At 58.9% G+C, this 12,802-nt stretch carries 12 protein-coding genes and 3 pseudogenes; 2 read left to right on the top strand and 13 right to left on the bottom strand.

Annotated elements, in window-relative coordinates:
* Positions 1-43: 43 nt before the first annotated feature.
* Positions 44-421: a DUF2756 family protein gene (locus LA04_RS21530; RefSeq protein ID WP_032650582.1), complete on the top strand. Its 378-nt coding sequence runs from the start codon at positions 44-46 to the stop codon at positions 419-421.
* On the opposite strand, the gene ugpQ is transcribed toward LA04_RS21530, so the two are convergent.
* The 10 genes and pseudogenes from ugpQ to livK all read right to left on the bottom strand — a co-directional run bounded on the left by ugpQ (position 405) and on the right by livK (position 10,257).
* Positions 405-1,151 carry a glycerophosphodiester phosphodiesterase gene (ugpQ, locus tag LA04_RS21535; protein ID WP_045888354.1) on the bottom strand — a complete coding sequence of 249 codons (747 nt, stop codon included), beginning with the start codon at positions 1,149-1,151 and terminating at the stop codon, positions 405-407. The two genes, LA04_RS21530 and ugpQ, sit on opposite strands and share 17 nt — an antisense overlap.
* Entirely contained in the window at positions 1,148-2,218 is a 1,071-nt protein-coding gene (locus tag LA04_RS21540; RefSeq protein ID WP_047653115.1) for a sn-glycerol-3-phosphate import ATP-binding protein UgpC, read from the bottom strand. Before LA04_RS21540 ends, ugpQ begins: the two co-directional genes overlap by 4 nt.
* Before the next feature lies 1 nt (position 2,219).
* Positions 2,220-3,065, bottom strand: coding sequence for a sn-glycerol-3-phosphate ABC transporter permease UgpE (gene ugpE, locus LA04_RS21545; RefSeq protein ID WP_013099125.1), 846 nt, complete (start codon positions 3,063-3,065; stop codon positions 2,220-2,222).
* Positions 3,062-3,949 (bottom strand): sn-glycerol-3-phosphate ABC transporter permease UgpA, encoded by an 888-nt coding sequence (gene ugpA / locus LA04_RS21550; protein ID WP_047653116.1) that lies wholly within the window; start codon positions 3,947-3,949, stop codon positions 3,062-3,064. Before ugpA ends, ugpE begins: the two co-directional genes overlap by 4 nt.
* Positions 3,950-4,069: 120 nt before the next feature.
* Entirely contained in the window at positions 4,070-5,386 is a 1,317-nt protein-coding gene (gene ugpB, locus LA04_RS21555; protein ID WP_023310025.1) for a sn-glycerol-3-phosphate ABC transporter substrate-binding protein UgpB, read from the bottom strand.
* A 239-nt stretch (positions 5,387-5,625) separates the two neighbouring features.
* Positions 5,626-6,339, bottom strand: a complete 714-nt coding sequence (gene livF / locus LA04_RS21560) for a high-affinity branched-chain amino acid ABC transporter ATP-binding protein LivF (protein ID WP_008500102.1) — start codon at positions 6,337-6,339, stop codon at positions 5,626-5,628.
* Between the two features lies 1 nt (position 6,340).
* Positions 6,341-6,979: pseudogene (gene livG / locus LA04_RS21565) on the bottom strand (high-affinity branched-chain amino acid ABC transporter ATP-binding protein LivG); the annotation flags it as partial.
* Positions 6,955-8,178: a high-affinity branched-chain amino acid ABC transporter permease LivM gene (locus tag LA04_RS21570; RefSeq protein ID WP_052119566.1), complete on the bottom strand. Its 1,224-nt coding sequence runs from the start codon at positions 8,176-8,178 to the stop codon at positions 6,955-6,957. The pseudogene livG and the gene LA04_RS21570, both read right to left, overlap by 25 nt.
* Positions 8,175-9,101: a high-affinity branched-chain amino acid ABC transporter permease LivH gene (gene livH / locus LA04_RS21575; protein WP_013099131.1), complete on the bottom strand. Its 927-nt coding sequence runs from the start codon at positions 9,099-9,101 to the stop codon at positions 8,175-8,177. The genes LA04_RS21570 and livH overlap by 4 nt, the downstream gene beginning before the upstream one ends.
* A 46-nt stretch (positions 9,102-9,147) precedes the next feature.
* Entirely contained in the window at positions 9,148-10,257 is a 1,110-nt protein-coding gene (gene livK / locus LA04_RS21580) for a high-affinity branched-chain amino acid ABC transporter substrate-binding protein LivK (RefSeq protein ID WP_047653117.1), read from the bottom strand.
* A gap of 423 nt (positions 10,258-10,680) precedes the next feature.
* Here livK and panM point away from each other — a divergent pair, with 423 nt between their 5' ends.
* Positions 10,681-11,070: an aspartate 1-decarboxylase autocleavage activator PanM gene (gene panM / locus LA04_RS21595; protein ID WP_023310021.1), complete on the top strand. Its 390-nt coding sequence runs from the start codon at positions 10,681-10,683 to the stop codon at positions 11,068-11,070.
* A 92-nt stretch (positions 11,071-11,162) separates the two neighbouring features.
* On the opposite strand, the pseudogene LA04_RS24600 reads toward panM, so the two are convergent.
* From LA04_RS24600 to LA04_RS23955, 3 genes and pseudogenes are all read right to left on the bottom strand, one after another.
* Positions 11,163-11,327: pseudogene (locus tag LA04_RS24600) on the bottom strand (IS481 family transposase); the annotation flags it as partial.
* A 54-nt stretch (positions 11,328-11,381) separates the two neighbouring features.
* On the bottom strand, positions 11,382-12,524 hold the full coding sequence (locus LA04_RS21600) for an IS481 family transposase (RefSeq protein WP_047653119.1): 1,143 nt from the start codon (positions 12,522-12,524) through the stop codon (positions 11,382-11,384).
* A 91-nt stretch (positions 12,525-12,615) separates the two neighbouring features.
* A pseudogene (locus tag LA04_RS23955) lies at positions 12,616-12,768 on the bottom strand (helix-turn-helix domain-containing protein); the annotation flags it as partial.
* Between the last annotated feature and the right edge of the window lie 34 nt (positions 12,769-12,802).

The following is a 12,802-nucleotide window of genomic DNA, read 5'->3' on the forward strand; positions in this document are numbered from 1 at the left end:
ATCAGGGTAAACTTAAGAGAGACCTCAAAAGGAGGAAATGACAATGAAACGCTTACTGATTCTTACGGCGCTGATCCCGTTTGCCGCGCTCGCACAGCCGCTTAACACCATGAACAACCCGAACCAGCAGGGTTATGTCATTCCGAGCCAGCAGCGTATGCAGACGGAGATGATGAGCCAGCAACAGCAGCAGAAAGGGATGCTTAACCAGCAGCTTAAAACGCAGACCCAGATGCAGCAGCAAAGCCTGCAAAATCAGATGAACGCCAACACCCAGCGCGTGCAGCAGGGGCAGGTGCGCGAGCAGCCGCTGCCGAATAAAAACGGCGGGATGTTAGGAGGAATGACGTCGTCAGGCAGCGGACAGCAGCACATGCTGCCGCCGCAGTCGAATGGCAGTATGCTTAATCCGCAGAACTAAAGTCCGGGCCGATCAGGTCGATTGCATCGGTACAGATGCTGTCCACGCCCCAGCGCAGCAGTTCGGCTGCGCGCTGGGGTTTGTTAACCGTGTAGACCAGAATATGCAGGCCCGCGTCTTTCAGCATCTTCACCCGCGCCTCATCCAGCAGCCTGTGATTGAGATGGATAGAGACACACGCTAAGCGTGTCGTCAGCTCGCGCCAGTCCTCGCGCCACTCGTCAAGCAGCAGCCCGCGCGGCAGCTCCGGCACGGCCGCCTGTGCGGCCTCCAACGCATCGATTTCAAATGATGACAGCAGCGGTGCGGTCATCCCTTCCCACAGCTCGCGCGCGGCCAGGGCAATGACTTTGCCCGTCAGCGGCCCGGTGCCGGTGGTCGGTTTGATTTCGATATTGGCCATCATGCCGTGCTGGCGACAGCGGTCTGCCACTTCTGCCAGCAGCGGCAGCGGTTCGCCTTTGAACTCGCCGCTGTACCAGCTTCCGGCGTCCACCTTCAGCAGATCGCGCCACGGCAGCTCGCCCGCCACGCCCCAGCCGTTGCTGGTGCGTTCGAGGTTATCGTCATGCAGCAGGAAAATTTCGCCATCTTTCGACAGCTTGGCGTCGAACTCGATCATCGTATGACCGTAGCGCGCACCAACGTCAATCGCCGCCAGGGTGTTCTCCGGCGCCAGCTTACCGCCGCCCCGGTGGGCGACGACGTGGGGATAAGGCCAGTTGCTCATACTCGTTGTCCTGTTTCACCGTCAAACAGGTGCAGATGGTTTTCCGGCAGGTGCAGCCACAGCGTGCTGCCGGCTTTCGGACGCTCCTGATGCGCCAGGCGCACCACCATTTTTTGCTCGCCCCAGCGCCCGTGCGCCAGGTTATCTGCACCCAACATCTCCAGCGTGTCCATCACCAGCGGCACGCCGCCGTCCGCCTGAGTGGTTAAACCGATATGTTCCGGGCGGATACCGAGCGTCATCTTACGCCCCGCGTAGCCACGATAGTACCAGTTGATCGGCAACGCCATCCCGCTTTCCAGCTCAAAGTGCGAGCCCGCGCTGCTGATGCGCCCTTCCAGCAGGTTCATCGCCGGGCTGCCGATAAAGCTCGCCACAAAGCGGGTGGCCGGTTTCTCGTACACTTCCACCGGAGTGCCAATCTGCTCGGCGATGCCTTTGTTCATTACCATCACGCGCTGGGCGAGGGTCATGGCTTCGACCTGATCGTGGGTCACGTACAGGGAGGTTGTTTTCAGACGACGGTGCAGCTGCTGCAGCTCAAGACGCATCTGCACGCGCAGCTTGGCGTCGAGGTTAGAGAGCGGCTCGTCGAAGAGGAATACCGCCGGGTCGCGCACGATGGCGCGCCCCATCGCCACGCGCTGGCGCTGGCCGCCGGAGAGCTCCCGCGGGCGGCGCTTCAGCAGGCCGTCGAGTTCCAGAATGCGCGCCGCTTCTTTTACGCGCTCGTCGATATGGCCTTTGCCCATGCCGCGGATTTTCAGCCCCCAGGCCATGTTCTCTTCCACGCTCATGTGCGGATAGAGGGCGTAGTTCTGGAACACCATCGCGATGCCTCTGTCTTTCGGCTCCATCTCGGTGACGCGCTGGCGGTCAATCCAGATATCCCCTGACGTCACGCGTTCCAGCCCCGCCACCATGCGCAGCAGGGTGGATTTGCCGCAGCCGGACGGACCGACCATAACGATGAATTCCCCGTCCGCCACGTCGAGCGTGAGCGGCTGAATCACCTGGGTTTTGCCGTCCCAGCTTTTGGTTACTGCCTGAAGTTTTAAACCTGCCATCTTATTTCTCGCTATCGACCAGGCCGCGGACAAACGCGCGCTGCATGGCTAAAACAATGACTACGGGTGGGATAAGGGTGAGCAGCATCGCCGCCATCACCTGGTTCCAGAGGGTGGTGCCTTCGCCGGTGGCGATCATGCCTTTGATGCCCGCCACGGCGGTGCCGAGGTTAACGTCCTGAATAATCAGCAGCGGCCACAGGTACTGGTTCCAGCCGTAGATAAAGGTGATCACAAACAGCGCCGCAAGATTGGTTTTCGACAGCGGCAGCACGATGTCGCGGAAGAAGCGCATCGGCGACGCGCCGTCGATACGCGCCGCTTCAATCAGCTCGTCCGGCAGGGTCATAAAGAACTGGCGGAACAGGAAAGTGGCGGTCGCCGAGGCCATCAGCGGCAGGGTTAAGCCCGCGTAGCTGTCGAGCATCTTCAGGTTGGCAATCACCTCCACCGTCGGGAAGATACGCACCTCCACCGGCAGCATCAGGGTGATAAAAATCATCCAGAAGAAGAGGTTACGCAGCGGAAAGCGGAACCAGACGATGGCGAAGGCCGAAAGCATCGACACCGTGATTTTGCCCACCGTAATGCCGAACGCCATGATGAAGCTGTTGAGCATCATCAGCCAGAACGGCGCGCTGTTGGCGCCCACGCCCTGGGTCCAGATGGTTTTCATGTTCTCGAAAAGATGCGTGCCTGGGATCAGCGTCATCGGCGTGTCGAACACCGCTTTGGTGTCCAGCGTGGCGGCGACAAAGGCCACGTACAGCGGAAACAGGATGACGATAATCCCCAGAATCAGCATGGTATGGCTGAAAATCGTCAGCCCGCGACGGTTCTCAATCATTGGTAGCGCACCTTACTTTCGACATAGCGGAACTGCACCACCGTGAGGATGATGACGAGGAACATCAGCACGACGGACTGCGCGGCAGAGGCGGAGAGATCCAGCCCCGCAAAGCCTTCGCGATAGATCTTATAGATAAGCGTCGTTGTCGCCTGCACCGGGCCGCCTGCGGTCGCCGCGTCGATCACCGGGAAGGTATCGAAGAAGGCGTACACGAGGTTAACCACCAGCAGGAAGAAACTCACCGGGGCGATCAGCGGCAGCGACAGCCTGAAGAAACGACGAATGGGCCCTGCGCCGTCAATTGCCGCGGCTTCCACCAGCGAGCGCGGGATGGACTGCAGCGCGGCAAAGAAGAACAGGAAGTTATAGCTGATCTGCTTCCACACCGAGGCGAACACCACCAGGAACATCGCCTGACCGCTGTTCTGGGCATGGTTCCAGTCGTAGCCGAAATCTGCCAGGAAGTGGGTAATCAACCCGCGACCGGGGTTAAACAGGAAGATCCACAGCACGGCGGCGACGGCGGGAGCCACGGCGTAAGGCAGCAGCATCAGGGTTTGATAAATACGGCTGCCGCGCACCACGTAGTCCACCAGCGCGGCAAAAAACAGCGAGGCGACAAGGCCGCTGACGGTGACCAGCGCGCTGAACTTCATCGTCGTCCAGAAGGAATCCAGGTAGTAGCTGTCGTGGAACAGCGCGGTAAAGTTGTCCAGGCCAACAAACTGGCTGGAAAGCCCGAACGGGTCGACGCTTTGTACCGAGTACCACAGCGCTTCGCCCGCAGGCCAGATAAAGAAGATAACGGTGATGACCAGCTGCGGCGCGACCAACAGGTACGGAAGCCAGCGGGAACGGAACACCGGACGGGATGATGACATTGAGATTTGGTTCCTGGCGATTTCGGTTTTCTCCCTCTCCCCGTGGGAGAGGGTTGGGGTGAGGGCATCAGGCCGCATTAATCCGTAAGCCCGGAACGCTGCGCGTCACCGGGCATTTTTTTACGATTTCGTCGACTGCTCAAAGCGGCGCAGCAGCTGATTCCCGCGCTCTACCGCAGAATCCAGCGCCTGCTGTGGCGTTTTCTTACCGGTCCACACGCTTTCCAGCTCTTCATCCACGATGGTGCGGATCTGCGGCATGTTGCCCAGGCGCAGGCCTTTGGTGAACGGCAACGGCGGCTTGTTCAGCATCTGACGCGTCGCGATGTCCGCGCCCGGGTTCTTGCTGTAGAAGCCCTGCTCGCGGGTCAGGTCGTACGCGGCTTTGGTGATCGGCAGGTAGCCGGTCTTCTGGTGCCATTCGGCGGCGTTTTCCGGCTTGGCCAGGAAGTCGAGGAACTCGGCTACGCCTTTGTAGGTGCCCTTGTCTTTACCCTGCATCACCCACAGGCTCGCTCCGCCGATGATGGCGTTCTGCGGCGCACCCTTCACGTCAGCGTCGTATGGCATCATGCCCACGCCGTAGTTGAATTTGGCGTAGTGGCGGATATCCGCCAGCGAGCCGGACGAGGCGGTGGTAATGGCGCAGTCGCCGTTGTAGAACTTCTCGGTGGATTCGTCTTTACGTCCGAAGTAGCTGAAGTCGCCCTTCTTGTTAAGATCGGCAAGCAGCGCGATGTGCTTCACCTGTTCCGGCTTGTTGAACTCCAGCACCGCGTCGGTACCGTCGAAGCCGTTGTTTTTGGTCGCAACCGGCAGGCCGTGCCAGGCGCTGAAGTTTTCAATCTGGATCCAGCCCTGCCAGCCGCTGGCGTAGCCGCACTTCATCCCCGCCGCTTTCAGCTTCGCGGTGTACTCCGCCAGGTCCTGCCAGGTTTTTGGCGGCTGCTCCGGGTCTAAACCGGCTTTTTTGAAGGCGTCTTTGTTGTAGTACAGCACAGGCGTGGAGCTGTTAAACGGCTGGGACAGCAGGTGGCCGGTTTTGGAATCGGTGTAGTAACCCGCTACGGTCGGCACGAACTGCGACTCATCGAAGTTGATGCCCGCTTCTTTGAACACTTCATAGACCGGCTTGATGGCTTTGGAAGCCATCATGGTGGCGGTACCCACTTCATAAACCTGCAACAGCGCAGGCGCGTTGCCGGTACGGAAGGCGGCGATACCCGCGCTCAGGCTCTGCTCGTAATTGCCTTTGTACACCGGCACAATTTTGTAATCCGGATGGGTGTCGTTGAAACGCTGCGCCAGGGAGTCAACTTCTTTACCCAACTCCCCTTCCATGGAATGCCAGAACGGAATGGTCGTCACAGCCATTGCGTTCGTCGCAAAAGCCAGACCCAGTGCCAGACCCAAAGCTGTGTGTCGTAACGATGTCATTGTCATCTCTCTTATTGTGCCGGATGCGCGATATCACGCGTTTTATGCTCGCGAGGTAACATGACATGCTCGAATTACAGAAAAATAACTTTTTGTTTACAGATAAGTGACAGCCAGGCGTCAGGGGGATGATGGTTGTGTGAAGGGGGGGTTGGTTTGGGTGCTGTCTGGTGCCCTCACCCACGGGGCGAGGGAGAAAACATTAAAAAAGGCAACTTGCGTTGCCTTTTTGCTTTTACCTATCCGCCCAGATACGCGCTCCGCACCGCTTCGTTCGCCAGCAGCGCGTCGCCGGTATCCTCCAGCACCACGCGGCCGTTCTCCAGCACGTAGCCACGGTCAGCGAGCTTCAGCGCCTGGTTGGCGTTCTGCTCAACGAGGAAGATGGTCATCCCCTCTTTGCGCAGCTGCTCGATAGTGTCGAATATCTGCTGGATGATGATCGGCGCCAGACCGAGCGACGGCTCGTCCAGCAGCAGCAGGCGCGGCTGGCTCATCAACGCGCGGCCAATCGCCAGCATCTGCTGCTCACCGCCGGACATGGTGCCCGCACGCTGAATGCGGCGCTCCCACAGGCGCGGGAAGAGTTCGTACACCCACTTGATGCGGGTCTGGTATTCATCGCGGTGGGCGAAGAACCCGCCCATCGCCAGGTTCTCTTCCACCGTCATGCGGGAGAAGACGCGGCGCCCTTCCGGAACAATCGCCACCGCCTCGCGCATGATTCTGGCGGTCTGCCAGTCGGTAATGTCTTTACCATCGAACACAATCCGCCCGCTGGTGGCGCGCGGGTCGCCGCACAGGGTGCCGAGCAGCGTGGTTTTGCCCGCGCCGTTGGCGCCAATCAGGGTCACGATTTCACCCTGATTGATGTGCAGGCTGACGTCGTGCAGCGCCTGGATCTTGCCGTAGTGCGCGTTGACCTTGTCGAACGTTAACATCGCTTTTTCCATCTTATGCCTCACCAAGGTATGCGCGGATCACGTCCGGGTTGTTGCGGATCTCTTCCGGCGTGCCGTTTGCCAGCGGCGTGCCCTGGTTTACCACGTAGATACGGTCCGAAATGCCCATCACCAGCTTCATGTCGTGCTCAATTAGCAAGATGGTGGTGTCGTGACTGTCGCGCAGCTCGGCAATCAGCTCGTCCAGCTCTTTGGTCTCTTTCGGGTTGAGCCCTGCCGCCGGTTCGTCGAGCATCAGGATTTCCGGCTGGGTCACCATGCAGCGCACAATCTCCAGACGACGCTGGTCGCCGTAGGCCAGGTTGCTCGCCTGACGGTTGGCGTGCTGCAGCAGGCCAATTCGGTCGAGCCAGGTCGCCGCGCGATCGAGCGCTTCATCCTGCGCGCGGCGGAAGGCCGGGGTTTTCAGCAGGCCGGAGAACAGCCCGGTTTTCAACTGCTGATGCTGGGCCACCAGCAGGTTCTCAATCACCGTCATCTCGCGGAACAGACGCACGTGCTGGAAGGTACGCACCACGCCCATGCGGGCGATCTGCTGGCCCGGCAGCCCTTCCAGGTGCTGATCGCGCAGCATGATGGTGCCGCCCGTCGGCTTGTAGAAGCCGGTCAGACAGTTAAAGACCGTGGTTTCCAGATCATCATCAGCACCATCAAACCACCCAGCATCAGCATGCTGTATTCGTTAAAGTCGCGCATCAGCTCGCGCGAGACCACCAGCAGGATAGCCGCGAGGATAACGGCGAACTGCGAGCCCATCCCGCCCAGCACCACAATCGCCAGCACAAAGGCGGATTCGGCAAAGGTGAACGATTCCGGGCTAACGAAGCCCTGACGCGCGGCAAACAGCGTTCCGGCGAAACCGGCAAACGCGGCGCTGATGGTAAACGCGGTCAGCTTGATGCGGGTCGGGTTCAGGCCCAGAGAGCGGCAGGCGATCTCATCTTCACGCAGCGCTTCCCACGCGCGGCCCAGCGGCATGCGCAGCAGACGGTTGATCACAAACAGGGTAATCACCACCAGCAGCAGCGCCACCAGATAGAGCCAGATCACGCGGTCGGACGGGTCATACTTCACGCCGAAGAAGTTGCTGAAGGTATCCCAGCCGCCTTCGCGGGCGGTACGGCTAAATTCCAGTCCGAAGAAGGTCGGTTTCGGGATCTGGCTGATGCCGTTCGGGCCGCCGGTCACTTCGGTGTTGTTGAGCAGCAGGATACGGACGATTTCGCCGAAGCCTAAGGTCACAATCGCCAGGTAGTCACCGCGCAGGCGCAGCACCGGGAAGCCGAGCAGGAAGCCTGCGGCGGCTGAAACCAGCCCCGCCAGCGGCAGGCAGGTCCAGAAGCCGAGACCGTAATAGTGGTTCAGCAGCGCGAAAGTGTAAGCTCCGATGGCGTAGAAGCCGCCGTAGCCCAGCACCAGCAGGCCAGAGAGCCCCACGACCACGTTCAGACCGAGACCGAGAATCACGTAGATCATGGTCAGGGTGGCGATATCCACGGTGCCGCGAGACACCACAAACGGCCACGCCACGGCGGCCACCAGCAGCGCCACGAGGAACAGCTTCTGCTTAACGGTAGACCCGTCGATTGCCGGCAGGACGAACTTCGGTCCGGAGACGTTTTTCAGCGTCTTCTGGAACAGCGGACGCAGCAGCTGGAACAGGAACACCACGGCCGTACCGATAAACACCCACTGCCAGCGGATGTCAGCTGCGGTATCGACAACCAGTTTGGTGCCATTCAGCTCAAGCTGGACGCCCATAAAGACGCTGGCCAGCACGAAGAACATGGCGGCAGAGAGCAGCGCCATTGCAAAATGCATCGGTTTCATACTTTCTCTACCTCCGGACGGCCCAGAATACCGGTAGGCATCACCAGCAGAACCAGAATCAGCAGGGCAAACGACACCACGTCTTTATATTCCGTGCTCAGGTACGCCGAGGAGAGCGCTTCCGCCACGCCCAGGATCAGGCCGCCAATCATCGCGCCCGGAATACTGCCGATACCGCCCAGTACCGCCGCGGTGAAGGCTTTCATCCCGGCCATAAAGCCGATGTACGGGTTGATCACGCCGTAGAACTGGCCGAGCAGCACGCCCGCCACCGCCGCCATCGCTGCACCAATGACGAAGGTCAGGGCAATCACGCGGTCGGTGTTAATGCCGAGCAGGCTCGCCATCTTCAGGTCTTCTGCGCACGCGCGGCAGGCGCGTCCCATACGCGAGTAGCGGATGAACAGCGTCAGGGCGAGCATCGCAATAAAGGTCACGACCCAGATAACCAGCTGCATGGTGGTGATAGAGGCAGAGAAGTTTTCGCTGGCCCCCACGATCCACTGGCCGTTAAACAGGCTTGGCAGCGCCACGTCGCGCGAGCCTTCGGTCAGGCTGACGTAGTTTTGCAGGAAAATGGACATACCGATCGCGGAGATCAGCGCAATCAGGCGCTTGGAGCTGCGCACCGGCCGGTAGGCCACGCGCTCGATGCTCCAGCCGTAGGCGCTGGCAATCACAATCGCGCCGACAAACCCGGCGGCGACCAGCAGCCAGCTGCTGTCGATGCCCATCATCATCAGGGCGGCGATAATCATAAAGGAGACGTAGCTACCGATCATGTACACCTCGCCGTGGGCGAAGTTGATCATGCCGATAATGCCGTAAACCATCGTATAGCCGATGGCGATCAGCGCGTAGGTGCTTCCCAGCGTGACGCCGTTAAACATCTGCTGCAGGAAATAGAGAAACTGCTCGGACATATGCAAACCTTTTTATACCCGCCCGTCATGCCGGGCGGTGGGATAATTATTTGGCGGCCGAGGATGAACCGTCGGCGTGCCACTTAAAGACACCAAACTCAAATCCCTTCAGATCGCCTTTCTCATCCCAGTTCAGCGGCCCAATCACGGTGTTCGCCCCGTGCGCTTTTAAATCTTTCACCAGATCCAGCGGTTCTTTGCTGCCGGAGCGTTCCAGCGCGGTGGCCAGAGACTGTACGGCCGCGTAGGTGATCCAGACGTACGGACCACTCGGATCTTTCTTCTGCGCCTTGAGCGCATCCACGATAGCCTTGTTAGCCGGATCCTGGTCATAGCGTTTTGGCATCGTCACCAGCATGCCTTCGGCAGAATCCCCCGCGATATTTGACAGAGAGGCATTGCCTACGCCCTCTGGCCCCATAAACTGAGTTTTCAGACCGGTGGCGCGCGCCTGACGCAGCATCTGGCCCATCTCCGGGTAGTAGCCACCGTAGTAAACGAAGTCGATATTCTCTTTTTGCAGGCGAGCAATCAGCGCGGAGAAGTCTTTCTCACCGGCGGTAATGCCGTCGAAGAAGACGATGTTCGCGCCGCCTTTTTTCAGGCCGTCCTGCACGGAGCGCGCCAGGCCTTCGCCGTACTGCTGTTTGTCATGAATAATGGCAATGCGCTGTGGCTTAACGGTCTCGAGGATGTATTTGGCGGCGGTGGGGCCCTGCGAGGAGTCCAGACCGGCGGTACGCATGATGTGCTGGTAGCCGCGCTGGGTCAGCTCCGGGTTAGTTGCGCCCGGGGTGATCATCAGAATGCCTTCGTCTTCGTAAATATCAGAGGCAGGCTGCGTGGAGGATGAGCACAGGTGGCCGATCACATACTGAATACCGTCGTTAACGATTTTGTTGGCGACCGCGACGGCCTGTTTAGGATCGCAGGCGTCGTCATATTCCACGCCTACCAGCTTGTCGCCTTTGATGCCGCCCTTAGCATTGATGTCTTTGATGGCCTGGCGCGCGCCGTTGAACTCCATGTCACCCCACTGGGCAACAGGGCCGGACATCGCGCCCACTACCGCAACCTTAATGTCCTCCGCCATGGCGGCATGCGAGATCGACAGTGCGACCATCCCCGCGATTAACGTCTTCGCGTTCCTTTTCATCTCTGAATCCCCATTCGTGATGTCGTGTTTATATTTTGTTTTATTATGGTTAAAAAGCATTCTGTACTTTTAATGAACAACGCTATTTTACCAGTGCCTTTAATGGTTTAGCGCATGTTTTTGTCAAAAACCAGACTAAAATCTCTATTTTTCAGGCGATTAAGCAAAGATAATATTCTGAAATCAGGCAGAGATAAACAAATAAAAGTGCAGTTTGCAGCATAAAATAACGGTACAAAGCGCCGAATAAATCACTACCATTCAGGTTAAAATTCTGCTTATTTTTCGATCCATGTGTTTTCAAACTGCCCATCGCGTTGTCAAAAAACTAATCACCTGGTTAATGAGAATAAAAAGAGAAAGCCGCTGAGGGAATAAATTGAGTACACTGCGTCTACTCAATTTGATTTGGACAAGTAGCTAATGAAACTGACTATCGTGCGTCTGGTGACCTTTAGCGACCAGGATCATATCGACCTGGGCAAGATCTGGCCGGAATATTCCCCTTCGTCGCTGCGCGTGGATGAGACCCACCGCATTTATGCCGCGCGTTTTAACGAGCGCCTGCTGGCAGCGGTTCGCGTCACCCTGAGCGGTACGGAAGGGGCGCTGGACTCGCTGCGCGTACGTGACGTCACCCGTCGTCGCGGCGTGGGCCAGTATTTAATTGAAGAAGTGATCCGCGAAAACCCGAGCGTGACCTCATGGTGGATGGCTGACGTGGGCGTGGAAGACCGCGGCGTGATGGCGGCGTTTATGCAGGCGTTAGGGTTTACGGCGCAGGAGAGCGGGTGGGAGAAGCGCCAGGGCTGATTTGTGAGGCCTGATGCCCTCACCCCGGCCCTCTCCCACTGTACAGTCCGGGGACATGGTAGACAGGTGTTCGGGGACATGGTGAACACTTTTTAACATCCTTTACCCATGGTGATCGACTTTTTCTTCAGGTCGATCACCCCCACTTTCGTGCTGTACCACCACACCTCATAGCTGCCGTCTTCCTGCATTTCCTTCAGCCCGACCCGTTCTCCCCTGAACGCCTTGCCTGCGCTCAGGCTTACCCCTTTCACGCTCTGTACAGTCCGGGGACATGGTAGACAGGTGTTCGGGGACATGGTGAACACTTTTTAACATCCTTTACCCATGGTGATCGACTTTTTCTTCAGGTCGATCACCCCCACTTTCGTGCTGTACCACCACACCTCATAGCTGCCGTCTTCCTGCATTTCCTTCAGCCCGACCCGTTCTCCCCTGAACGCCTTGCCTGCGCTCAGGCTTACCCCTTTCACGCTCAGCTTTCCGCTGATATCCACTTTCCTGACCATCACGCCCTCGTCGTAGTCCGGAGGCGTTGTGTTGCCGCTGTACTCCCGCGCTGACGGCTGATACCGCGAGCCCGGTACCGCCATATCCAGCGCCTCGTGCGGGCGTTCAAGGTTGTACACCGTCCGCCAGTGGTCGAAGGCACGCTGCAGTTCGCCCTCGTTCGCGAACCACTTCCCCTGCAGCACTTCCGCCTTCAGGCTGCGGTGAAAACGCTCCAGCTTGCCCTGCGTCTGCGGATGATAAGGCCGGGAATGGCCCACCCGGATACCGTGGCGCATCAGCCACAGCTCCAGCGCCGTCCAGGTACCGGTGGTGTCGCCCCACGGTGAGCCGTTGTCCATCGTCATCCGGTCCGGCAGGCCGTAACGTTCAAACACGCTGACCAGCTGCTGCTGCACGGTCTCGCGCCGTTCATCGGTACAGGGCGCCAGGCACAGGGAAAAACGGGAGTGGTCGTCCAGCAGGGTGAGCGGATGGCAGCGGCCGCCGCCAAAGGGAAAGTGGCCCTTAAAATCCATCTGCCAGAGGCGGTTCGGCGCGTCGTGTTCGAACCGTCCCGTGGCGGGTATGCCCGGTGAAGCGCCCGGCAGCAGACCATGGCGGGCCATCAGGCTATGGACGGTGCTGAAGGCGGGCATGCGGTGCCCCTGGTCTTCGAGCCAGCGCTTAATCTTGCGGGCTCCCCAGCGCTCATGGCGGTCATGGGCCATGCGCAGCAGGGCAGTGATGTCGTCAGATGAGCGGTTCGGGGAATGGTGCGGTATGCGCGGGCGGTCCTGAAGGCCGGACGGGCCTTCCTGAGCCCAGCGCTGAAGCCACTTGTAGCCGGTGGCAGGTGAAATGCCGTAGTGACGGCAGAGGTAACGGATGTTCGCCCCGTCCTGCGAGGCGAACAAAACAAACTCAGTACGTAATGACATGGTATCTCTCGCATCCCAGGGCATAAGCGACTCCATAAACGGGTTCTTATGCCTTAGTTGTAAGTGTCTACCATGTCCCCGAACAAGTGTTCACTATGTCCCCGGACCGTACAGGGCCTTCCTGAGCCCAGCGCTGAAGCCACTTGTAGCCGGTGGCAGGTGAAATGCCGTAGTGACGGCAGAGGTAACGGATGTTCGCCCCGTCCTGCGAGGCGAACAAAACAAACTCAGTACGTAATGACATGGTATCTCTCGCATCCCAGGGCATAAGCGACTCCATAAACGGGTTCTTATGCCTTAGT

Source organism: Enterobacter sp. UCD-UG_FMILLET, from assembly GCF_000762975.1.
GTDB classification, from domain to species: Bacteria; Pseudomonadota; Gammaproteobacteria; order Enterobacterales; family Enterobacteriaceae; genus Enterobacter; species Enterobacter dykesii.

Bases quoted from the DNA above. Each gene is read 5' to 3' on its own strand.
- ugpB (WP_023310025.1), bottom strand. From the start codon at position 5,386: ATGACATCGTTACGACACACAGCTTTGGGTCTGGCACTGGGTCTGGCT.
- livK (WP_047653117.1), bottom strand. From the start codon at position 10,257: ATGAAAAGGAACGCGAAGACGTTAATCGCGGGGATGGTCGCACTGTCG.
- LA04_RS21530 (WP_032650582.1), top strand. From the start codon at position 44: ATGAAACGCTTACTGATTCTTACGGCGCTGATCCCGTTTGCCGCGCTC.
- ugpA (WP_047653116.1), bottom strand. From the start codon at position 3,949: ATGTCATCATCCCGTCCGGTGTTCCGTTCCCGCTGGCTTCCGTACCTG.
- ugpQ (WP_045888354.1), bottom strand. From the start codon at position 1,151: ATGAGCAACTGGCCTTATCCCCACGTCGTCGCCCACCGGGGCGGCGGT.
- ugpE (WP_013099125.1), bottom strand. From the start codon at position 3,065: ATGATTGAGAACCGTCGCGGGCTGACGATTTTCAGCCATACCATGCTG.
- livF (WP_008500102.1), bottom strand. From the start codon at position 6,339: ATGGAAAAAGCGATGTTAACGTTCGACAAGGTCAACGCGCACTACGGC.
- LA04_RS21570 (WP_052119566.1), bottom strand. From the start codon at position 8,178: ATGAAACCGATGCATTTTGCAATGGCGCTGCTCTCTGCCGCCATGTTC.
- LA04_RS21600 (WP_047653119.1), bottom strand. From the start codon at position 12,524: ATGCCCTGGGATGCGAGAGATACCATGTCATTACGTACTGAGTTTGTT.
- LA04_RS21540 (WP_047653115.1), bottom strand. From the start codon at position 2,218: ATGGCAGGTTTAAAACTTCAGGCAGTAACCAAAAGCTGGGACGGCAAA.
- panM (WP_023310021.1), top strand. From the start codon at position 10,681: ATGAAACTGACTATCGTGCGTCTGGTGACCTTTAGCGACCAGGATCAT.
- livH (WP_013099131.1), bottom strand. From the start codon at position 9,101: ATGTCCGAGCAGTTTCTCTATTTCCTGCAGCAGATGTTTAACGGCGTC.